Here is a 20,134-nt window from a genome sequence, read left to right as displayed (position 1 = left end):
CGCTCCTGACACCACGCCCATCACCACGAGGACCTTCCATGACCCGTACCGTCATCGCCAGCCTGATCGCCGCCACCGGCCTCGCCATCGCCCTGCCCGTCGTCGCCCAGACCCACGACGAGCGCCGTGCCGACGACGACCGTCGACACGCGGCCGCCGCCGCGCAGGCCGATCCGCGCTTCCGCGCCAACAGTGCCTCGCTCGATGGCATCCTCGCCGACGCGCAGAAGCGCCATCCGGGCCGCGTCATCGACGTAGGTTACGACGACGGCGAATTCGACATCGAGATCCGCGGCGACGACGGTCGCATCGCCGAACTGGAATATTCGGCGCGCACCGGGCGCCTGATCGAGATCGACTACGACTGAGTCGCGCTGACACCGCAGATGCGAACGGGCGCCGGATGCGGATCCGGCGCCCTTTTGCGTGCGGCGCAGGCGAAATGCGGGATCGCCCCAACGCAAACGGCCGCCTTGCGGCGGCCGTCGTGCGACAACACTGCGAGCCGATTACTCGGCGGCAGCCGCCGGTGCAGCAGCGGCAGCGGCCTTGTCGGCGCGCGCCTTGTCGTTCTTGGCCTTCGCCGAAGCCGACAGGTCTTCCTTGATGCGGGCCTTCTTGCCTTCCAGACCACGCAGGTAGTACAGCTTGCCGGCGCGGACCTTGCCGCGGCGCTTCACTTCCACCGAATCGATCTGGGCGCTGTGGCTCTGGAACACGCGCTCGACGCCGTAGCCGTGCGAGATCTTGCGGACAGTGAAAGCCGAGTTCAGACCGGCATTCTTGATCGCGATGACCACGCCTTCGTAGGCCTGCACGCGCTCGCGGTTGCCTTCCTTGACCTTCACGTTGACGACGACGGTGTCGCCCTGGCTGAAGTCGGGCAGCTGGCGCGCGGACTGGGCGCTTTCGAAGTTCTGGAGCAGGGTATGCAGCGAGGGCTTGTTCATGGTCTTGGCCTGTTGGTGTCGTTGTAGGCGTGGTGCACGTGGACGCACGCTCTGGCTCGGCGGGCTCTTCGGCCCGGGTTGAAACGGTTAGCCGCGCATTATAGGCGCGGTTCGTCCGGCAATGCCAGTGGGCCGGGTGGTCAGTCGCCCTGCCCGGCCCGCCATGCGGCGAGCAGGCGCCGGTCGGCCTTGCCGAGGGCGGCTTCGTCGACCAGTTCGGGCCGCCGTTCGAGGGTCCGGACCAGCGACTGCTGGCGGCGCCACTTCGCGATCTCGGCGTGATTGCCCGACAGCAGCACGTCCGGCACGCGGCCCAGCGCGTGCTCGACCGGGCGCGTGTAGTGCGGGCAGTCGAGCAGGCCGTCGCCCTCGAAGCTGTCCTGCACGGCGGATTCGACATCGCCCAGCGCGCCGTCCTGCAGGCGGGCCACCGCATCGACGACGACCGCCGCGGCCAGCTCGCCGCCCGACAGCACGTAGTCGCCGATCGACAGCTCCTCGTCGACCTCGGAGGCCAGCAGACGCTCGTCGACGCCTTCGTAGCGGCCGCACAGCAGGATCAGGCGCGGGAGTTGCGCGAGCTCGCGCACCTTCGCCTGGGTCAGCGGTCGCCCCTGCGGACTCATGTAGATGACCCGCGCCGGTGCCGGATCGGCGGCCCGCGCAGCGGCGAGCGTCGCCAGCAACGGATCGAGCAGCATCACCATGCCGGGGCCGCCGCCGAAGGGGCGGTCATCGACACGCCGGTAGTTGCCGGTGGCGTAATCGCGCGGATTCCAGCCTTCCAGCGACAACAGCCCGCGCTCGCGCGCACGGCCGACGACGCCGACCGCGGCGGCCTGATCGATGAAATCGGGGAACAGGCTCACGACGTCGATGCGGATGGCGTCGTCGTGATTCGTGATTCGTGATTCGTGATTCGACGCGCTTTCCGACGTCATGGCCCGCTTTTCCCAATCACCAATCACCGCCTCTCAGAACTCCGGATCCCAGTCGACGGTGACCACGCCGGCGTCGAAATCGACCGAGTGGATGTAGTCCGGCACCACGAACGGGATCATCCGTTCGCGATCGCCCTGCGCGACCAGCACGTCGTTGGCGCCGGTATCGAACAGGTACGAGACCACGCCGAAATCAACGCCTTCGACGTTGCGCACGCGCAGGCCTTCGAGATCGACCCAGTAGTACTCGCCCGGCTTCGGCGGCGGCAACGCCTCGCGCGGCACCCAGACTTCGAGACCGCGCGCGGCCTCGGCGGCGTCGCGATCCTCGATGCCCGGCACGGTCGCGACCACGCCCTTGGGCGTCTCGCGGCCACGCGCACCTTCGCAGGCGCGCTCGACGCCACGCGCATCGCGCAGCGTCCAAGGCTGGTAGCGGAAGATCGCGCTGCGCGGCTCGGTGAACGACTCGAGTTTCACTTCGCCACGCACGCCGAACGCGCCATGGACCTTCCCCACCTGGATCATCCGGGGGGCAGGCTGGCGCGTCGGGGTATCCATATCGGAAGGCCGCGCGCGGGGCGCGGCCGTCGGATCAGGCAGCTGCAGCGGCCGGAGCGGCCTTGGCGGCTTCCTTGTACAGGGCGCGGACCTTGTCGGTCATCTGCGCACCGTTGCCGACCCAGTGGTCGACGCGGGCGGTGTCGAGGACGACACGCTGCTCGCCACCGGTCGCGACCGGGTTGTAGTAACCCACGCGCTCGATGTTGCGGCCGTCGCGCGCGCTGCGCGAGTCGGTCACGATGATGTGGTAGAACGGACGCTTCTTGGCGCCGCCGCGCGTCAGACGGATCTTGACCATTGCTTTGCTTCCTGTGTTGCCCAGTCGCCAGGGTGGCGAGGTAAGCCGGCGATTATAGCGGGAATCCCGCGCGGGGGCGCAAGCCGGCCGCCAGACGGGCCCGGATCAGCCGACCGGATCGTCCACCGCCATCGGCGCCTGCGTGGCCAGCGCCTGGGCCAGCAGGGCCGGCAGCTGCGGATCCAGCGCCAGCGCATGACCATCGACCGAGGCGATCATCCGCTGCCCTCGGGCATTGCAGGCGAAGGCGGCCATTGGCGCTCGCATCTCGCCAGACACGACCGGGCGCGCCGACTGGGGCACGCCGAGCACGGCGAAGCCGGCCTGCAGCAGGCGCTCGCGTGTCCCGCGCAGGGCATTGCCCCGTGGCCACACGATTGTTGCGCCGTCCCACAGCCCGACATTCCACACCGAGCCTTCGGTCATGTGACCGGCCGGGTCGACGAACAGCGCATCGTCAGCGCCTGCGACGCGCGCACGGCGCTGGTGTTCGAACAGCGGAAACGTGCCGGCATGCTTGATCGCGGCGAAGTCGCGCTGGAAGACGACACTGCGCACGCGCATCGGCGCGGCGTCCGGCTCAGCCGGCGGCGCCAAGGACACCAGCACGTCGAAACCGCCCTCGCCTGCCCCTGGCACCACGGTGATGCGCACGCTGGCATCGCGTGTGGCGGTGGCATCGAGGGCGGCGCGCAGACCGTCCAGTACGCGCGTTGGCGGCAACGCCACATCGAACAGCGCGCGCGAGGCGGCATCGAGTCGTTGCAGGTGCAGGTCCAGCCCGAGCACCGCGCGGTCGCGCAGCTGGAACGTGGTGAAGTGGCCGTCGTTGCGCAGCGCGGGCCCGGCGAGATCCTCGACCGTCGCCGGTCGTCCGTTGCAGAACACGCGCGTCATCGCACGGCGCCGAAGCAGGCCGGGCTCAGCGGAACGGCATGCGGCCCATGCCGCCCATCATGCCCTGCAGGCCGCGCATCATGCCCTTCATGCCGCCGCGGGCCATCTTGCCCATCATCTTTTCCATCTGCATGTACTGCTTCATCAGCTTGTTGACGTCAGCCGGCGTGGTGCCGGAGCCGGCGGCGATGCGCGCGCGGCGCGAGCCGTTGAGCAGGTTGGGATTGCGGCGTTCCTTCTTGGTCATCGAGCCGATGATCGCGATCATCCGCGGCACTTCCTTGCCCTGGCTGACCTGCTGCTTGAGGTGCTCGGGCACGTTGCCCAGACCCGGCAGCTTGTCCATCAGGCTGCCGATGCCGCCCATGTTCTGCATCTGCTCGAGCTGGTCGCGCATGTCGTTGAGGTCGAACTTCTTGCCCTTGGCGACCTTCTCGGCGAGCTTCTGCGCCTTGTCCTTGTCGACCTGGCCTTCGACCTGCTCGACCAGCGACAGCACGTCGCCCATGTCGAGGATGCGGCCGGCGACACGCTCGGGATGGAACACGTCGAGCCCGTCGACCTTCTCGCCGGTACCGACGAACTTGATCGGCTTGCCGGTGATGTAGCGCACCGACAGCGCCGCACCGCCACGGGCGTCACCGTCGGTCTTGGTCAGCACCACGCCGGTCAGCGGCAGCGCTTCGCCGAAGGCCTTGGCGGTGGTGGCGGCGTCCTGGCCGGTCATCGAGTCGACGACGAACAGCGTCTCGACCGGATTGACCGCGGCGTGCAGCGCCTGGATCTCGGCCATCATGGCCTCGTCGATCGCGAGGCGGCCGGCGGTATCGACCAGCAGCACGTCGATGAAGGACTTCTTCGCGTCCGCGATCGCCGCGCGCACGATGTCGACCGGCTGCTGCGAGGACTCAGACGGGAAGAAGCTCACGTCGACCTGCTGGGCCAGCGTCTTCAGCTGCTCGATCGCGGCCGGACGGTAGACGTCGGCCGAGACCACCATGACCTTCTTCTTGCGCTTTTCCTTGAGCAGCTTGGCCAGCTTGCCGACCGTCGTGGTCTTGCCCGCGCCCTGCAGGCCGGCCATCAGGATGACCGCCGGCGCCGGCACGTTGAGGTTGAGCTCGGTCGCCTGCGCGCCCATGACCGCGGTCAGTTCGTCGCGTACGACCTTGATCAGGGCCTGACCCGGCGTCAGCGATTTCAGCACTTCCTGGCCGACCGCCCGCACCTTGATGCGTTCGATCAGCGCCTGCACCACCGGCAGCGCGACGTCGGCCTCCAGCAGCGCGATGCGCACCTCGCGGGTCGCCTCGCGGATGTTCTCCTCGGTCAGACGACCGCGGCCGCGCAGGCGCTCCATGGTGCCGGACAGGCGCTGGGTCAGGGATTCGAACATGCGGGACTCGATGCGGCGGAATACGGCCGGCGATTATAGCCGTGCGACCACGGACGACTCCCGTATGCGCCGCACGACGCGACCGGACGCTTCGGCGGGCGTCTCCGGCATGCGACACTCGCGCGATGACAACCGTTCTCATCGCAGCCCTGCTTTACGTGCTGGCGGCCGCGGCGCTCGTGCGCGGCGTCGGTCGCGAGCCGGCGCCTGCCCGCCTGTGGTGGGCTGCGCCCGCGCTCGGCGCGATCGCCCTGCACATCGCCGCCCACGTGGTCGTCTGGCGCACGGTCGGTGCCGAGCTGCACTTCTTCGCCGCGCTGTCGCTGGTCGGCCTGGGCATGGCGGCGCTGACGGTGCTCTACGACATCCGCGGCCGCATGGCCGCGCTCGGCGTGATCGTGTTTCCGCTGGCCGCCGCGATGCTCGTCGCCTACGGCCGCGCGGCCCATTCGGCGAGCGACGCACTCGACTGGCGCCTGCAGCTGCATGCCTGGTTCGCCTTGCTGGCCTACGCCACGCTCGCGATCGCCGCATTGCTGGCGCTGTTGCTGTGGGCGCAGGAACGCGCGCTGCGCCGCCGCGAGTTCCACCGCTGGCTGCGCGCGCTGCCGCCGCTGACCGAACTCGAATCGCTGCTGTTCCGGACCATCTGGGTCGGCTTCGCCCTGCTCACCGCCACGCTGGTTACCGGCGTGCTGTTCGTCGACGACTTCTTCGCCCAGCACCTGATGCACAAGACCGTGCTCAGCGTGCTGTCGTGGCTGGCCTTCGGCGCGTTGTTGTTCGGCCGATGGCGTCACGGCTGGCGCGGCACCCGCGCGGTCGGCTGGACGCTGGCGGCGATGGCGCTGCTTGTGTTGGCGTTCTTCGGCAGCAAGTTCGTGCTGGAACTGGTGCTGCGGCGGACGGGCTGACGCCCGCCCTTTTTTTCTGAATCGATGCCTTCCGCCTGGGGCAGATTCCCTTTGCCACAACAATACTTGCCTTGACAACAATTGCCCTGGCGAGGAGTATGCGCGGCCATGGACACCACCCGCCCCTGCGCTTCCTCCAGCGGTTCTTCGCTCGGTCTGCTGTTCCGGCAGGTCCGCGATGCCATGTGGGCGCGGATGGCCGACGAGCTGGCGCAGGCCGGGCATGAATTGAGTTTCAGCCAGTACATCACGCTGAAGAAGCTCGCCCTGGGCACGACCAGTGCGACCGAGCTCGCGCGCGCCGCCGAGCTCAATCCGGGCGCGATGACGCGTCTGATCGACAAGCTGATCGAACGCGGGCTGGTCGAGCGGCATGCCGATCCCGACGACCGCCGCGTGGTGCGCATCCGGCTCAGCGAACAGGGCGAGGCGATCTGGCGCGACATCGACCAGTGCGGCAACCGCGTGCGCGAGCGCGCGATGTCGGGCATGGACGACGACCAGCGCCTGCAGTTCATCCGCGTCCTCGAACAGGTCCGCGACAACCTCTCCTTCCCGGGACAGTGACCATGTCTTTCTCCACGACACGCGCCCCGCGACGGGCGCCGGCTGCGGCGTTGCCGTTTCTCACGCTGCTCGCCTCCGCATTGCTGCTGGCCGGTTGCGCCAGCAGTCGCGGCCTCGAGCCGCAGCTGGCCGCCACCGATGCCGACACGCTCGCGATCGGTCGCAGCCTTGCCGCCGATCCGCTGAGCGCTGCCGACTTTCCGCGCAGCGACTGGTGGACCGCATTCGGCGATCCACAGCTCGACGCGCTGATCGATGAGGCCCTGCGCGACAGCCCATCCCTGGCAGCCGCCGATGCCCGCGCCCGCAGCGCGCAGGCGCAGGCCGGTCTGGCTGACGCGCAGCGCAAGCCGACGCTCGGCGCCAGCGCGCGACTCAGCGGCGTGCAGCTGCCCGAGACCATCGCGCCCGAGCCGATCGGCGGCGACTTCAAGGCCAGCGGCATCCTGATGTTGAACTTCGCCTGGGCGCCCGATCTATGGGGGGGGCAGCGCGCGGCCTTCGAAGCCGCCGCCGGTCAGGCCCGCGCGGCCGAGGTCGATGCGCAGGCCGCGCGGCTGACGCTGTCGTCCAATGTCGCACGCAGCTACATCGCGCTGGCGCAGGCGTTCGATGCGCAGGATGTCGCGACGCGCGAAACGGCGCGCGCGACGCGTCTGCGCGATCTCGCCCGGCAGCGTGTCGACGCCGGCCTCGACAACCAGCTGCAGTTGCGCAACGCCGATGCCACGATCGGCATCGCGCGCCAGCAGGCGCAGGCCGCGCAGCAGCAGATCGACGCGTTACGCAACGCGCTGGCGGCGCTGCTGGGCAAGGGCCCGGACCGCGGCCTCGACATCACGCGCCCGCAACTGCTGCAGGCGCCCGCGCCGCAGGTGCCGGCGGTGCTGCCGAGCGAACTGCTGGGCCATCGCGCCGATGTTGTCGCCGCGCGCTGGCGCGTGGAAGCCGCGTCGCGCGGCGTCGATGCAGCCAAGGCCGCATTCAAGCCCAGCGTCAATCTGAGCGCGCTGGTCGGCCTGGCCGCAGGCAACCTGTCGGACCTGTTCGGCAGCGATGCGCTGCTGGGCTTCGGCGGGCCTGCGATCAGCCTGCCGATCTTCGACGGCGGCCGCCTGCGCGCGGGCCTGTCGCAGCGCGATGCCGACTACGACCTCGCCGTCGCCAGCTACAACCAGACCCTGGTGCAGTCGCTACGCGAAGTCACCGATGCGTTGCAGTCGGCACGTGCACTGGACGCGCAGATCGACACCGTGACCGGCGCACTCGACGCCGCGCGGCAGGCGTTCGAACTGGCCGATACGCGTTACGACGCCGGCATCGGCAACCAGCTCGACGTGCTCGCCGCGCAACGGCCGCTGTTCCAGCTCGAACAGCAGCGCGCGACGCTGCGCGCGCAGCGGCTGTCCGCCGCGGTCGATCTCGACCGCGCGCTCGGCGGCGGTCTCGCGCCGACCGCACCCACCTCCCTCACGCAGACCCACGCCGGGGCGACCACGCCATGACTTCCGAACAGACTTCCACCGCTTCCACTTCCGCGCCGAAGAACGGCAAGCGTCGGCGCGCACTCGTCATCCTCGCGACCGTCGCCATCGTCGCCGGCGTCGGCTGGGCGGCGTGGTACCTGCTGGTCGCGCGCTGGCACCAGGACACCGACGATGCCTACGTGCAGGGCAACGTGGTCAGCATCGTGCCGCAGGCGATGGGCACGGTGGTATCGATCGATGCCGACGACGGCATGCGTGTCGAGGCCGGCCAGACCCTGGTGCATCTGGATCCGAACGATGCGCAAGTCGCCTTTGATCAGGCCATCGCCAATCTCGCCGGCACCGTGCGTCAGGTGCGCGGTCTCTACAGCAGCGTGGAATCGAGCCAGGCCGAAACCGCCGCGCGCCAGGTCGCCGTGCGCCAGGCGCGCGAGGATGTGAAGCGTCGCGAGGGGCTGGTCGCCAGCGGCGCCGTGTCGCGCGAGGAACTCGCCCATGCCCGCGACGTGCTGGCCGGCGCGGAAGCCGCGCTGTCGGCCTCGCAGGGCCAGCTGTCGCGCAGCCGCGCACTGGTCGACGCGACCGAAGTCGCCAGCCAGCCGCAGGTGCAGGCCGCCGCCGCGCAGCTGCGCCAGGCCTGGCTCAACCTGCAGCGCATGGCGATCGTCGCGCCGGTGTCCGGTTACGTCGCCAAGCGCGACGTGCAGCTGGGCGAGCGCGTGCAGCCCGGCGCCGCGCTGATGACGATCGTGCCGCTCGAGCAGGTGTGGGTGGAAGCGAACTTCAAGGAAACCCAGCTGACCGGCATGCGCATCGGCCAGCCGGTCGAGGTGCACGCCGATCTCTACGGCAGTGACGTGCAGTACGCGGGCAAGGTCGCCAGCCTCGGCATGGGCACCGGCAGTGCGTTCTCGCTGCTGCCGGCGCAGAACGCCAGCGGCAACTGGATCAAGATCGTGCAGCGCGTGCCGGTGCGGATCGAACTCGATCCGGCGCAGCTCGCCGAGCATCCGCTGCGTCTGGGCCTGTCGATGCACGTTGATGTCGCCGTGCGCGATCAGGATGGCCCGGTGCTCGCGAGTGCGGAGACTAAGCGCAGCGCGCCGCTGCTCGCGACCGATGCCTACGCCGCGCAGCTGGCCGAGGCAGACGCACTGATCACCCGCACCATCGAAGCCAACCTGCCCCAGTCGACGCTCGCGCGCCGCTGAGCCATCGCCGGCGCGAATACGCGCCGGCTCTCCCACCGGCACCGGATCCCCCATGTCCACGACCACTGCCGACGCGTCGGGCGCACCCGCCCCGGCCGCGCCCACCGCGTTCCGTCCGCCGAACCTCGCGCTGACGACGATCGGCCTCGCGCTGGCGTCGTTCATGCAGGTGCTCGACATCACCATCGCCAACGTGTCGCTGCCGACGATCGCCGGCAATCTCGGCGCGAGTTCCAACCAGGCGACGTGGGTCATCACCTCGTTCGCGGTGAGCAACGCCATCGCATTGCCGCTGACCGGCTACATGACCCGCCGCTTCGGCGAGCGCAAGCTCTTCATCTGGGCGACGTTCGCGTTCGTGATCGCATCGCTGCTGTGCGGCCTCGCGTCGAGCATGGGCTTCCTGGTCGCGGCGCGCGCGCTGCAGGGTTTCGTCGCCGGGCCGATGTATCCGGTCACCCAGGCGCTGCTGATCTCGATCTATCCACCGGCCAAACGCGGCCAGGCCATCGCGCTGCTGGCGATGGTGACCGTGGTCGCGCCGATCTGCGGGCCGATCCTCGGTGGCTGGATCACCGACAACTACAGCTGGGAATGGATCTTCTTCATCAACGTGCCGATCGGCATCTTCGCCAGCGTCGTCGTCGCCAACCAGCTGCGCGGCCGGCCGGAGAAGCTCGAGACGCCCAAGATGGACTACGTCGGCCTGATCACGCTGATCATCGGCGTGGGCGCGCTGCAGACGGTGCTCGACCTGGGCAACGAGGAAGACTGGTTCGAATCGACCAAGATCGTGTGGCTGTCGATCGCCGCCGTGCTGGGCCTTGCGGTGTTCCTGATCTGGGAGCTCACCGAGAAGGATCCGATCGTCAATCTGCGGCTGTTCCGGCATCGCAACTTCGCCTTCGGCACGATGGCGATGGTGCTCGGCTATTCGGCTTTCTTCGCGGTCGGCCTGCTGGTGCCGCTGTGGCTGCAGCGCAACCTCGGTTACACGCCGATCTGGGCGGGCTTTGCGACCGCGCCGATCGGCGTCCTGCCCGTGCTGCTCACACCCCTCGTCGGTAAGTACGCCACGCGTTTCGACCTGCGCATCCTCGCGACCTTCGCCTTCATGGTGATGGCCTTCACCAGCTTCATCCGTTCGGGCTTCAACCTCGATGTGGATTTCCAGCACGTGGCGATGGTGCAGCTGTGGCAGGGCCTGGGCGTGGCGCTGTTCTTCATGCCGGTGCTGACGATCCTGCTGTCGGATCTGGAGCCGCACGAGATCGCCGCAGGCTCCGGCCTGGCCACGTTCGTGCGCACGCTCGGCGGCAGCTTCGCCGCGTCACTGACGACGTGGGCGTGGAACCAGCGCAGCACCATCCACCATGCGCAGCTCACCGAGCACATTCCCGCGCACGACCCGGCCATGCAGCAGACCGTCGCCGCACTCGGCAATGGCGACATGCAACGCGGCGCGATGATGCTCAACCAGATGATCTCGCAGCAGGCCACGCAGATCGGCTTCAACGAGATCTTCCACCTGCTGGGCATCCTGTTCCTGCTGGTGATCGCCTTCGTGTGGATGGCCAGGCCGCCGTTCGCGGCGAAGGTGGGCGGCGCGGCGTCGGGCGGGCATTGAGCCCGCACGGTTCCCGCCGCTCCCGACGCGCATCGTAGGATGGGTAGAGCGCAGCGAAACCCATCGTTGCGGCGTGTCTGCTCGCAGTAGCAAGCATCGGAATCGTGCCAGCGCTCCCGGCTCGTCAACTCGACGATCGCCGTCTTGGGGTCAAGCATGGCAATGATGGGTTTCGCTGCGCTCTACCCATCCTACGGCGGCCTCTGCGCGCACCATCCGGATCGAAACGTCTAGGCCGTTACCAGCAGACCCGTGCCAGCGACGAGGCCGAGCAAGACGCCGCCGAGCACCTCGGGCAGCGTATGCCGCGCCATCTTCAGGCGCGCCCAGCCGAGCAGCGGCAGCAGCGTCACGGCCAGCATCGCGACGACGGGCGACAGTGGCCACGACGCGACGCCTGCGAACGCCAGGCTCGCCATGTGCAGCGACAGCTTGATCCAGCGGTTTGCGATGCCCGCGACGCACAGCATCGCGACTGCGGCGAGCACACCATTCGACGTCGCCGACGCACGCCCTCCCATCCACAACCAGTAACCACCGGCGACCAGCAACGCGAGCGCGTACAGCAGAGGGCGTTCCTGTCGTCGCGAGGCGTCGACGGTCTCCCAGTGTCCACCGCGCCGCCGCTGCCAGATGAAGAGCGAGACGATCATGATCGCCACGCCGATGCCCAGCGCCGTGCGCGGCAACGACGCGGGATCGACGCGCCAGGCCGCAAGCATCGCCAGCGCGGCGAACACGACAAACGGGTGCAGCGCGATGGAGACGACGCGCGCGGCGGTCGTCGAAACGGAGCGGGACATCGCCCGATCATAGCCGGCGCGTCTGCCCCGGCGCGGTGGCTCAGAGGTGTTCCAGCGCCTCGGCCAGACGCTCGACCGCAATGACCTCCATGCCTTTGTAGGCGCCGGCCTTGGGCGCATTCGCCTTGGGCACGATGGCGCGCCTGAAGCCGTGCGTCGCTGCTTCGCGCAGGCGCTCCTCGCCGTTGGGCACCGGGCGGATCTCGCCCGACAGGCCGACTTCGCCGAAGGCGATCGTCTTCTCCGGCAACGGCGCATCGCGCAGCGACGACAGCACCGCCAGCAGCACCGGCAGATCGACCGCCGTTTCCTGCACGCGGATGCCGCCGACGACGTTGACGAACACGTCCTGGTCGCCGGTGACGATGCCGCCGTGCCGGTGGAGCACCGCCAGCAGCATCGCCAGACGGTTGCCCTCCATGCCCACTGCGACGCGGCGCGGATTCGACAGCGGCGAGCCATCCACCAGCGCCTGCACCTCGACCAGCAGCGGCCGCGTGCCTTCGCGCGTGACCATGATGCAGCTGCCCGGCTGCTGCGCGCTGGCGCCGGAGAGGAAGATCGCCGAGGGATTGGCGACCTCCTTCAATCCTTTCTCGCCCATCGCGAACACGCCCAGTTCGTTGACCGCACCGAAGCGGTTCTTGAACGCACGCATGACCCGGAAGCGGCTGCCGCTGTCGCCCTCGAAATACAGCACCGCATCGACCATGTGCTCGAGCACGCGCGGACCGGCGATGCCGCCTTCCTTGGTCACGTGGCCGACGAGGAACACGGCCGTGCCGGTCTCCTTGGCGTAGCGCACCAGACGCGCGGCGGATTCGCGGACCTGGCTCACCGAACCGGGGGCGGCGGTCAGCGATTCGGTCCACAGGGTCTGGATCGAATCGGCAATGATCAGGCGCGGTTTCAGCTTCGACGCGTGTTCGAGGATGCGTTCGATGCCGGTCTCGGCCAGCGCATGCAGGCCGTCGAGCGACAGCCCCAGCCGCACCGCGCGACCAGCGACCTGCGCCAGCGATTCCTCGCCGGTGACGTAGAGACCCGGCAGCGTGCCGGCCATCTGCGCCAGTGCCTGCAGCAGCAGCGTCGATTTGCCGATGCCCGGATCGCCGCCGACCAGCACCACCGCGCCTTCGACCAGGCCGCCACCGAGCACGCGGTCGAACTCGCCGATGCCGGTCGACACGCGCACGTCCTCGCCCTGCTGCACGTCCTTGAGCGCCATGACCTGCGGTGCGTCGACCTTGCCGGCCCAGCCGCTGCGGCGCGACGCCGGCGACTTCGCCGCAGCCGCGCTCTCGAGCACGATCTCGGCGATCGTGTCCCAGGCGCCGCAGGCGCTGCACTGGCCCTGCCACTTGCTGTAGTCGGCGCCGCATTCGTTGCAGACGAAGGCGGTCTTGGCTTTGGCAGCGGGCTTGGCCATCGGGAACATGCGCGATCGAAGTAGGCCGCAGCATAGCCGGTCGGTGTCGCAGCATCGGAGACCCGACGCCATCGCGCGGCGGCTTCCCACACCGCGGATACGCCGGCAAGGCCGCATGCGCGTCCGCGAACTGCGTCACGGAATCCCGTCGATGCCGTCGGCTTCGCACTACAATTTGCCTGCACGTCCCACACGACAACGCGAGCCGCGCACGCTGGTGCCCTACTACGCCGATATCGCCGATCGCTCGCGCACGCCTGCCCTGCGCTTCGTCGCCCGCATCCACCGCATGCGCATGCTCGGGACCGCCCTGTGTGCCCTGCCGATCGCCTCCGTGCTGCACGAGCAGGCCGCGCCCCACTGGACGTGGCTGCTGCTGATCGTCAACGCGCTGTTCTGGCCCCAGCTTGCCTGGCTTCTGGCACGCGGCGCGCGTGACCCGGCCGCGGTCGAGTACCGCAACCTCGTCATCGACGCTGCCGCTGGCGGCATGTGGATCGCATTGATCGGCGTGAGCCTGCTGCCGACCGCGGTCCTGCTGTCGGTGCTGACCGCCGACCGGTTCGCCGCAGGCGGCTGGCGTCTGATCGCACGCGCCCTGCCCGCGCTCGCCGCCGGATTCGTGATTGCCTGGCCGCTCGCCGGTCGCCCGTTCGCGCCGGACACCTCGTTGCGCACCGTGGTCGCCTGCCTGCCGCTGATGTTCGGCTACCAGTTGGCCCTGAGCGTGGTGACCTGGCGCCTGGGCCGCACCATCGCGCGCCAGAATCGCGAACTCGAACGCGCCACGCGCACCGACTCGGCCAGCGACCTGCCCAACCGGCGCCACTTCGACACACGCGCCGCGCACGCGTTCAAGCTCTACCAGCGCAGCGGCCGCCAGGCGGCGCTGCTGCTGATCGACATCGACCGCTTCAAACACACCAACGACCGCTACGGCCACGGCATGGGCGATGTCGTCGTGCGCCGCGTGGGCGAAGTCCTGCGTGGCGTCGCCACAGGCGACGACGTGCCGGCCCGCTTCGGCGGCGACGAATTCGCGCTGCTGCTGACGCCTGCCGATCGCGAGCGCGCGCTCGCACTGGCCGAGCGCGTGCGCACGCAGATCTCGGGACTCGTGTTCGACGCCGAGCCGGGCCTGTCGTGCACGGTCAGCATCGGCCTGAGCGAGACCCGCGGCACGCATGCGACGCTCGCCGACTGGATCCGCGATGCAGACGCCGCGCTCTACCGCGCCAAGGCCGCCGGCCGCGACCGCGTCGAGGCCGGCTGAGCACTGCACGGTCCGGACACGAAAAAGGCGACCCGAAGGTCGCCTTTCTCGTACAACTGGTGCCGGAAATAGGAATCGAACCTACGACCTACGCATTACGAATGCGCCGCTCTACCAACTGAGCTATTCCGGCTTGGGACGCGAATTCTAGGGAGCGCCGGCCCCGCGGTCAATCGACCAGACGCACCCGCAGTTCCTTGGGCAGGGCGAAGACCATGCTTTCCGGCTCACCGGCGAGTTCCCGCACGCCGCTGGCGCCCAGTTCCTGCAGACGATCGAGCACGCCCTGCACCAGGATGTCGGGCGCGGAGGCACCGGCGGTGACGCCGATGTGGCGACGGCCTTCGACCCAGCGCGGGTCGATCTCGCCGGCGTTGTCGATCAGATAGGCCTCGACACCGTCGCGCTCGGCGAGCTCGCGCAGACGGTTGGAATTGGAGCTGTTGGGCGAGCCGACGACGAGCATCAGGTCGCATTCCTTCGCGAGATCGCGCACGGCGTCCTGGCGGTTCTGCGTGGCGTAGCAGATGTCGTCGTGCCGCGGCCCCTGGATCATCGGGTACTTCGCGCGCAGCGCGGCGATCACGCTGCGGGTGTCGTCGACCGACAGCGTGGTCTGCGTGGTGTAGGCGAAGTTCTCGGGCTGACCGACGACCAGCGCTTCGACGTCGGCCTCGTCCTCCACCAGATAGATCGAGCCGCGGCCGTCTTCGGCGCGCCACTGGCCCATCGTGCCTTCGACTTCCGGATGGCCTTCGTGGCCGATCAGCACGACGTCGCGACCGGCGCGGCAGTGGCGCGCGACCTCGAAGTGCACCTTGGTCACCAGCGGACAGGTCGCGTCGAACACCTTCAGGCCCCGGCGCGTCGCTTCCTCGCGCACGGCCTGCGAGACGCCATGCGCGCTGAAGATCACTGTCTGGTCGTCGGGCACTTCGTCGAGTTCCTCGACGAAGATCGCGCCGCGCTGCTTGAGATCCTCGACGACGAAGCGGTTGTGTACCACTTCATGGCGCACGTAGATCGGCGCGCCCAGGGTCTCGATGGCGCGCTTGACGATCTCGATCGCACGATCGACGCCGGCACAGAAGCCGCGGGGGTTGGCGAGGACGATATCCATGAGAGGCGCAGTTTACCGGAGGGCGCGGGGGTGAAACGGAACGGGAGCAGGACGGGGTGTGTCGTCGGTTCTCACGACGGCGCGGGGTCGAAGCCCTCCCCCGGCTTGCGGGGGAGGGTTGGGAGGGGGCGAAGTTCCAGATCGCGGAACCGCCCGCCACACCCGCGATCAAGGAGCTTGCGGGTCAAGGCTTGCGCGCGGCCGGGTCGTTCGCCCCCATCCCAACCTTCCCCCGCACGCGGGGGAAGGCGTGAAGGCCGGCGCGTCTCGCGAGGCGCCGTTCTCTACTTCTTCTTCGCCGGAAAGAACCCGAACAGCGCGATCCCGATCGCGCCGCCCACGATCGCCGCGTCGGCGATGTTGAATGCCGGCCAGTAGTAGTCGCGCCAGTGCCACTGGATGAAGTCGACGACGTGGCCGTGGATCTGCCGATCGATGACATTGCCCAGCGCGCCGCCGATCACCAGTGCGAACGGCAGCGCCGTGCGCCAGTCGCGGCGCGGGGTCTTGACCAGCCACCAGCCCAGCACGCCGCTGATCACGATCGCCAGCAGGGTGAAGAACCACTTCTGCCAGCCGCCGGCATCGGCGAGGAAGCTGAAGGCGGCGCCGGTGTTGTAGGTGCGGTACCAGTTCCAGAAGCCCTCGATCACCGGGATCGCGGTGTACTCGGGCAGTGAAGTCAGCACCCAGTACTTGGTGAGCTGGTCCAGCGCGATCACCACCACCGACAGCACCAGCCACGGCAGGGCATTGGGCGTCACCTTGGCCATCAGAACCACCTCCGGATTTCACCCTGTCCGTCACGACCATCGGTCGCGATGTTCTCCACGCAGCGGCCGCACAGCTCGGCATGGCCGGCATGCGCGCCGACGTCGCCGCGACGCTGCCAGCAGCGCACGCACTTGGGCTTGCCGGTTGCGCGCGCCGACACGCCGATCGCTGTCGCGCCTGCATCGTCGACGATGCTCACGTCGCCGCTGATCAGCAGGAAGCGCAGCTCCTCGACGACCGGCGAGAGCCAGTTCGTGTCCGCGACATTGCAGCGCAGCTCGATCTCCGCATCCAGCGCCGCGCCGATCTCGCCGCTGGCGCGCATCGGTTCGAGCACCTTGGCCACGCGCTCGCGCAGTTCCAGCACGCGCTCGAAGTCCTGTGGGCCCCAGTCGGCGTCGCCGTCGAGCGTCTTCAGGCCGGTGTACCAGGTCGCGAACTGCACATTCGCCTCGCGCGTGCCCTCTGCCGGGATCGGCAGATGGCTCCACAGCTCGTCGGCGGTGAAGCTCAGCACCGGCGCGATCCAGCGGGTGAACGCTTCGGCGACGTGGTACATCGCGGTCTGCGCGCTGCGACGACCGACCGAATGCTCGGGCATCGTGTACAGCCGGTCCTTGGTGACGTCGAGATACAGCGAGCCCAGATCGACGCTGCAGAAGTTCGACAGCGCCTGCACGATCTCGGCGAAGTCGTAACGCGCGTAGGCATCCTCGATGCGCGCCTGCAACTGGCCGGCGCGATGCATGATCCAGCGGTCCAGCGCGACCATGTCCTGCGGTGCGACGAGATCACGCGCGGGCTCGAATCCGGCCAGATTGCCGAGCAGGAAGCGCGCGGTGTTGCGGATGCGGCGATAGGCATCGGCCGTACGCTTGAGGATCTCCTGCGACAGCGACATCTCGTTGCTGTAGTCGGCCGAGGCGATCCACAGGCGCAGGATGTCCGCGCCCAGCGTCTTCATGATGTCCTGTGGCTCGATGCCGTTGCCGAGCGACTTGGACATCTTGCGGCCGTGCTCGTCGACGGTGAAGCCGTGCGTCAGGCACTGCCGGTACGGCGCGGCCTTGTCGATCGCCACGCCCGTCAGCAGCGAAGACTGGAACCAGCCGCGATGCTGGTCCGAGCCCTCCAGATACAGATCGGCCGGCTTGTCGTAGCCACGCGCGAGCAGCACGCCCTCGTGGGTCACGCCGGAATCGAACCAGACATCGAGGATGTCGGTGATCTTCTCGTAATCGGCCGCGTCGTCGCCCAGCAGTTCGCTGGCGTCGAGCGTGTACCAGATGTCGACGCCGTGCTCTTCCACGCGATCGGCGACCAGACGCATCAGCTCGGTGCTGCGCGGATGCGGCTCACCGGTTTCGCGATGCACGAACAGCGCGATCGGCACGCCCCAGGTGCGCTGGCGTGAGATCGTCCAGTCCGGGCGGCCCTCGACCATGCCGGCGATACGCGCCTGGCCCCACTCGGGATACCAGATGACGTCCTTGATCGCGGCGAGTGCGTCGTCGCGCAGGTTGGCCTGCGACATCGAGATGAACCACTGCGGCGTCGCGCGGAACGCGATCGGCGTCTTGTGGCGCCAGCAATGCGGGTAGCTGTGTTCGAGCTTCGCGAACGCGAGCAGGCTGCCCTGCGCGCGCAGTGCATCGACGATGGCGTCGTTGGCCTTCCAGATGTGCAGGCCGGCGAGCACGGTGTCGCCGATCGGCGGCGTGGTCGGCAGGTAGACGCCACGACCGTCGACGGGATTGAGCTGGGACGCGGTGTAGCGATCGAGCAGGCCGTAGGCCTTGCCGACGACGTAGTCCTCCTGGCCGTGGCCGGGCGCGGTGTGCACGGCGCCGGTGCCGTCTTCGGCCGACACGTGGTCGCCGAGGATCACCGGGATGTCGCGCTCGGCGTAGAACGGGTGCGCAAGCACGAGATTCTCGAGCGCACTGCCGGCGACGCGACCGTGCACGACGACATCGCTCTCGACTCCATAGCGGCGCAGCGCGCGTTCGGCCAGCGCATCGGCCAGCACCAGCCAGCGGCGGCGGCCGTCCTGCGCAACCGGGCCTTCGACCAGTGCGTACTCGAGATCCGCGCCCAGCGAGACGGCGAGCGAGGCCGGAAGCGTCCACGGCGTGGTCGTCCAGATCGGCAGCGCGATGTCGACGTCGGCCGGCAGTGTCGCGCCGAACGCATGCGCGAACGCGGCGGAATCGCGCGCGATGTAGGCAACATCGACCGCCGGCGAGACCTTGTCGGCGTACTCGATCTCCGCTTCGGCCAGCGCCGAACCGCAGTCGAAGCACCAGTGCACCGGCTTCACGCCGCGGGTCAGATGGCCGTTGTCGATGACCTTGGCCAGCGCGCGCATCTCGTCGGCTTCGAAGCGGAAGTCGAGGGTGCGGTACGGGTTGTCCCAATCGCCGAGCACGCCCAGGCGCTTGAAGTCGCGGCGCTGGATGTCGATCTGCGCGTTGGCGTATTCGCGGCACTTCTGCCGGAACTCGACCGCATCGAGCTTGACGCCGACCTTGCCCCACTTCTTCTCGATCGCGATCTCGATCGGCAGGCCGTGGCAGTCCCAGCCCGGGATGTAGGGCGCATCGAAGCCCGCCATGCCCTTGGACTTGACGATGATGTCCTTGAGGATCTTGTTGACCGCATGGCCGAGATGGATCGAGCCGTTCGCATACGGCGGACCGTCGTGCAGCACGAACTGCGGACGTCCGCGCGCGTGCTCGCGCAGCTGCGCGTACAGGCCCTCTTCTTCCCAGCGCGCCAGCATCGCCGGCTCGCGCTTGGGCAGATCGCCGCGCATCGGGAAGTCGGTCGCCGGCAGATGGATCGTCGACTTGTAGGGGTTGGCGTTGCTGGCGTCTGCGCTCACGCGGAGTCCTGTGTTTGCGTTTCGTATCGTGGGGTTTGCGTCGCGTCGAGGATGGCGCGCGCCTGTGCGGCATCGAGATCCATCTGCGCGACCAGGCTCGGCAGGTCGTCGAACTTTTTCTCGTCGCGCAGACGCGCGACGAACTCGACCTCGATGCGGCGGCCATAGAGATCGCTGTCGAAATCGAACAGGTGCGCTTCGAGCAATGGCTCGACACCGCCGACCGTCGGCCGCGTGCCGAAGCTCGACACGGACGGCCAAGGGACGTCGCCGATGCCGTGCACGCGCGTGGCATAGATGCCGCGCAGCGCGGGCACCTTGCCGCCGAAGCGCAGGTTCGCGGTCGGATAGCCCAGCGTGCGGCCGAGCTGCTGGCCGCGCACCACGCGTCCGGACACCGCATACGGTCGGCCGAGCAGCTTCGCGGCGTGCGCGAAATCACCGGCGACCAGCGCATTGCGGATGTGGGTGCTCGACACGCGTTCGCCATCGACGACCAGGGGCATGATTTCGCCAGCGACGAAGTCCGCCTCGCGGCCCAGCGCCTGCAGTGTCGAAAGATCGCCGGCGCGCTTGTGGCCGAATCGGAAGCCCGGGCCGACCCAGACTTCGCGCGCGCGCAGGCGCTGCACCAGCACGGCCTCGACGAAGGCCTCGGGCGACATCGCCGCCATGCGCGCGTCGAAGCGCAGCAGTCCGACAACATCGGCACCCAGGCCCCGCAGGCCTTCGAACTTCGCCCGCACCGGCCCGAGGCGCGGTGGCGGCGACGCGGCGGCGAAGAACTCGCGCGGCAGCGGTTCGAAACTCAGGGCAGCGGCCTCGACACCCAGCGCGTGCGCCCGTGCCACGGCATGCCGCACCAGCGCCTGATGCCCGAGATGCAGCCCGTCGAATGCGCCGATGCAGACCACGCTGCCGTCGGCACAGAGGGGCCCGCCGGCGATGTCGCGGAACAGCCTGCTCATGTGGGTCCGTTGCGGCGGGCGCACCGATGCA

19 protein-coding genes and 1 tRNA gene are annotated in these 20,134 nt (G+C 68.9%); 7 read left to right on the top strand and 13 right to left on the bottom strand.

The window, feature by feature from the left end; all coding sequences use genetic code 11:
* Positions 1-38 precede the first annotated feature (38 nt).
* The gene (locus E2F49_RS01675; protein WP_133392345.1) at positions 39-368 is read left to right on the top strand and encodes a PepSY domain-containing protein; all 330 of its coding nucleotides are present in this window, start codon (positions 39-41) and stop codon (positions 366-368) included.
* 141 nt (positions 369-509) lie between these two features.
* Here E2F49_RS01675 and rplS read toward each other — a convergent pair whose 3' ends face one another.
* The 6 genes from rplS to ffh form a co-directional block, all read right to left on the bottom strand.
* On the bottom strand, positions 510-950 hold the full coding sequence (rplS, locus tag E2F49_RS01670) for a 50S ribosomal protein L19 (RefSeq protein WP_055247380.1): 441 nt from the start codon (positions 948-950) through the stop codon (positions 510-512).
* 140 nt (positions 951-1,090) lie between these two features.
* Positions 1,091-1,834 carry a tRNA (guanosine(37)-N1)-methyltransferase TrmD gene (gene trmD, locus E2F49_RS01665; RefSeq protein WP_133393407.1) on the bottom strand — a complete coding sequence of 248 codons (744 nt, stop codon included), beginning with the start codon at positions 1,832-1,834 and terminating at the stop codon, positions 1,091-1,093.
* Between the two features lie 90 nt (positions 1,835-1,924).
* Positions 1,925-2,452 carry a ribosome maturation factor RimM gene (gene rimM, locus E2F49_RS01660; protein WP_133392344.1) on the bottom strand — a complete coding sequence of 176 codons (528 nt, stop codon included), beginning with the start codon at positions 2,450-2,452 and terminating at the stop codon, positions 1,925-1,927.
* Between the two features lie 34 nt (positions 2,453-2,486).
* A complete protein-coding gene (rpsP, locus tag E2F49_RS01655) occupies positions 2,487-2,753 on the bottom strand; it encodes a 30S ribosomal protein S16 (protein WP_055247375.1) in 267 nt (88 codons plus the stop codon).
* 105 nt (positions 2,754-2,858) lie between these two features.
* Positions 2,859-3,650 carry an aminotransferase class IV gene (locus E2F49_RS01650; protein WP_133392343.1) on the bottom strand — a complete coding sequence of 264 codons (792 nt, stop codon included), beginning with the start codon at positions 3,648-3,650 and terminating at the stop codon, positions 2,859-2,861.
* A gap of 25 nt (positions 3,651-3,675) precedes the next feature.
* Positions 3,676-5,046 carry a signal recognition particle protein gene (ffh, locus tag E2F49_RS01645; RefSeq protein ID WP_133392342.1) on the bottom strand — a complete coding sequence of 457 codons (1,371 nt, stop codon included), beginning with the start codon at positions 5,044-5,046 and terminating at the stop codon, positions 3,676-3,678.
* A 125-nt stretch (positions 5,047-5,171) separates the two neighbouring features.
* Here ffh and E2F49_RS01640 point away from each other — a divergent pair, with 125 nt between their 5' ends.
* The 5 genes from E2F49_RS01640 (at position 5,172) to E2F49_RS01620 (ending at position 10,852) form a co-directional block, all read left to right on the top strand.
* Positions 5,172-5,960, top strand: a complete 789-nt coding sequence (locus E2F49_RS01640; RefSeq protein WP_133392341.1) for a cytochrome C assembly family protein — start codon at positions 5,172-5,174, stop codon at positions 5,958-5,960.
* Between the two features lie 108 nt (positions 5,961-6,068).
* Positions 6,069-6,527, top strand: a complete 459-nt coding sequence (locus tag E2F49_RS01635; protein WP_133392340.1) for a MarR family winged helix-turn-helix transcriptional regulator — start codon at positions 6,069-6,071, stop codon at positions 6,525-6,527.
* Positions 6,528-6,529: 2 nt separating this feature from the next.
* Positions 6,530-8,032 (top strand): efflux transporter outer membrane subunit, encoded by a 1,503-nt coding sequence (locus E2F49_RS01630; RefSeq protein ID WP_133392339.1) that lies wholly within the window; start codon positions 6,530-6,532, stop codon positions 8,030-8,032.
* Positions 8,029-9,225, top strand: coding sequence for an HlyD/EmrA/EmrK family protein (locus E2F49_RS01625; RefSeq protein ID WP_133392338.1), 1,197 nt, complete (start codon positions 8,029-8,031; stop codon positions 9,223-9,225). Before E2F49_RS01630 ends, E2F49_RS01625 begins: the two co-directional genes overlap by 4 nt.
* Positions 9,226-9,277: 52 nt before the next feature.
* Positions 9,278-10,852 (top strand): DHA2 family efflux MFS transporter permease subunit, encoded by a 1,575-nt coding sequence (locus E2F49_RS01620; protein ID WP_133392337.1) that lies wholly within the window; start codon positions 9,278-9,280, stop codon positions 10,850-10,852.
* Positions 10,853-11,082: 230 nt separating this feature from the next.
* Here E2F49_RS01620 and E2F49_RS01615 read toward each other — a convergent pair whose 3' ends face one another.
* Both E2F49_RS01615 and radA read right to left on the bottom strand, forming a co-directional pair.
* Positions 11,083-11,655: a hypothetical protein gene (locus tag E2F49_RS01615; RefSeq protein ID WP_133392336.1), complete on the bottom strand. Its 573-nt coding sequence runs from the start codon at positions 11,653-11,655 to the stop codon at positions 11,083-11,085.
* Positions 11,656-11,695: 40 nt separating this feature from the next.
* Positions 11,696-13,084, bottom strand: a complete 1,389-nt coding sequence (radA, locus tag E2F49_RS01610) for a DNA repair protein RadA (RefSeq protein ID WP_133392335.1) — start codon at positions 13,082-13,084, stop codon at positions 11,696-11,698.
* A 151-nt stretch (positions 13,085-13,235) separates the two neighbouring features.
* Here radA and E2F49_RS01605 point away from each other — a divergent pair, with 151 nt between their 5' ends.
* On the top strand, positions 13,236-14,357 hold the full coding sequence (locus E2F49_RS01605; protein ID WP_165971089.1) for a diguanylate cyclase: 1,122 nt from the start codon (positions 13,236-13,238) through the stop codon (positions 14,355-14,357).
* 57 nt (positions 14,358-14,414) lie between these two features.
* On the opposite strand, the gene E2F49_RS01600 is transcribed toward E2F49_RS01605, so the two are convergent.
* The 5 genes from E2F49_RS01600 to E2F49_RS01580 all read right to left on the bottom strand — a co-directional run bounded on the left by E2F49_RS01600 (position 14,415) and on the right by E2F49_RS01580 (position 20,103).
* A tRNA-Thr gene (locus tag E2F49_RS01600) sits at positions 14,415-14,490 on the bottom strand.
* Positions 14,491-14,526: 36 nt separating this feature from the next.
* Positions 14,527-15,477, bottom strand: a complete 951-nt coding sequence (gene ispH, locus E2F49_RS01595) for a 4-hydroxy-3-methylbut-2-enyl diphosphate reductase (protein ID WP_133392333.1) — start codon at positions 15,475-15,477, stop codon at positions 14,527-14,529.
* A 284-nt stretch (positions 15,478-15,761) separates the two neighbouring features.
* Complete coding sequence (lspA, locus tag E2F49_RS01590) at positions 15,762-16,250, bottom strand: signal peptidase II (RefSeq protein WP_133392332.1); 489 nt, start codon at positions 16,248-16,250, stop codon at positions 15,762-15,764.
* Positions 16,250-19,066 carry an isoleucine--tRNA ligase gene (gene ileS, locus E2F49_RS01585; RefSeq protein ID WP_243713524.1) on the bottom strand — a complete coding sequence of 939 codons (2,817 nt, stop codon included), beginning with the start codon at positions 19,064-19,066 and terminating at the stop codon, positions 16,250-16,252. Before ileS ends, lspA begins: the two co-directional genes overlap by 1 nt.
* 65 nt (positions 19,067-19,131) lie before the next feature.
* On the bottom strand, positions 19,132-20,103 hold the full coding sequence (locus E2F49_RS01580) for a bifunctional riboflavin kinase/FAD synthetase (protein ID WP_133392330.1): 972 nt from the start codon (positions 20,101-20,103) through the stop codon (positions 19,132-19,134).
* Positions 20,104-20,134: the final 31 nt, after the last annotated feature.

Source organism: Luteimonas terrae (genome assembly GCF_004358165.1).
Classification (GTDB): Bacteria; Pseudomonadota; Gammaproteobacteria; order Xanthomonadales; family Xanthomonadaceae; genus Luteimonas; species Luteimonas terrae.
The sequence above is the reverse complement of the archived record's forward strand: the minus strand, read 5'-3'. Positions and strand labels throughout refer to the sequence as shown.

What these genes read in the sequence shown, in the direction of transcription:
- E2F49_RS01580 (WP_133392330.1), bottom strand. Translation starts at nt 20,103, where the DNA reads ATGAGCAGGCTGTTCCGCGACATCGCCGGCGGGCCCCTCTGTGCCGAC.
- E2F49_RS01635 (WP_133392340.1), top strand. Translation starts at nt 6,069, where the DNA reads ATGGACACCACCCGCCCCTGCGCTTCCTCCAGCGGTTCTTCGCTCGGT.
- E2F49_RS01640 (WP_133392341.1), top strand. Translation starts at nt 5,172, where the DNA reads ATGACAACCGTTCTCATCGCAGCCCTGCTTTACGTGCTGGCGGCCGCG.
- ffh (WP_133392342.1), bottom strand. Translation starts at nt 5,046, where the DNA reads ATGTTCGAATCCCTGACCCAGCGCCTGTCCGGCACCATGGAGCGCCTG.
- ispH (WP_133392333.1), bottom strand. Translation starts at nt 15,477, where the DNA reads ATGGATATCGTCCTCGCCAACCCCCGCGGCTTCTGTGCCGGCGTCGAT.
- lspA (WP_133392332.1), bottom strand. Translation starts at nt 16,250, where the DNA reads ATGGCCAAGGTGACGCCCAATGCCCTGCCGTGGCTGGTGCTGTCGGTG.
- E2F49_RS01615 (WP_133392336.1), bottom strand. Translation starts at nt 11,655, where the DNA reads ATGTCCCGCTCCGTTTCGACGACCGCCGCGCGCGTCGTCTCCATCGCG.
- ileS (WP_243713524.1), bottom strand. Translation starts at nt 19,066, where the DNA reads ATGCGCGGCGATCTGCCCAAGCGCGAGCCGGCGATGCTGGCGCGCTGG.
- E2F49_RS01630 (WP_133392339.1), top strand. Translation starts at nt 6,530, where the DNA reads ATGTCTTTCTCCACGACACGCGCCCCGCGACGGGCGCCGGCTGCGGCG.
- E2F49_RS01650 (WP_133392343.1), bottom strand. Translation starts at nt 3,650, where the DNA reads ATGACGCGCGTGTTCTGCAACGGACGACCGGCGACGGTCGAGGATCTC.
- radA (WP_133392335.1), bottom strand. Translation starts at nt 13,084, where the DNA reads ATGGCCAAGCCCGCTGCCAAAGCCAAGACCGCCTTCGTCTGCAACGAA.
- E2F49_RS01675 (WP_133392345.1), top strand. Translation starts at nt 39, where the DNA reads ATGACCCGTACCGTCATCGCCAGCCTGATCGCCGCCACCGGCCTCGCC.
- E2F49_RS01620 (WP_133392337.1), top strand. Translation starts at nt 9,278, where the DNA reads ATGTCCACGACCACTGCCGACGCGTCGGGCGCACCCGCCCCGGCCGCG.
- E2F49_RS01605 (WP_165971089.1), top strand. Translation starts at nt 13,236, where the DNA reads ATGCCGTCGGCTTCGCACTACAATTTGCCTGCACGTCCCACACGACAA.
- E2F49_RS01625 (WP_133392338.1), top strand. Translation starts at nt 8,029, where the DNA reads ATGACTTCCGAACAGACTTCCACCGCTTCCACTTCCGCGCCGAAGAAC.
- rplS (WP_055247380.1), bottom strand. Translation starts at nt 950, where the DNA reads ATGAACAAGCCCTCGCTGCATACCCTGCTCCAGAACTTCGAAAGCGCC.
- rpsP (WP_055247375.1), bottom strand. Translation starts at nt 2,753, where the DNA reads ATGGTCAAGATCCGTCTGACGCGCGGCGGCGCCAAGAAGCGTCCGTTC.
- rimM (WP_133392344.1), bottom strand. Translation starts at nt 2,452, where the DNA reads ATGGATACCCCGACGCGCCAGCCTGCCCCCCGGATGATCCAGGTGGGG.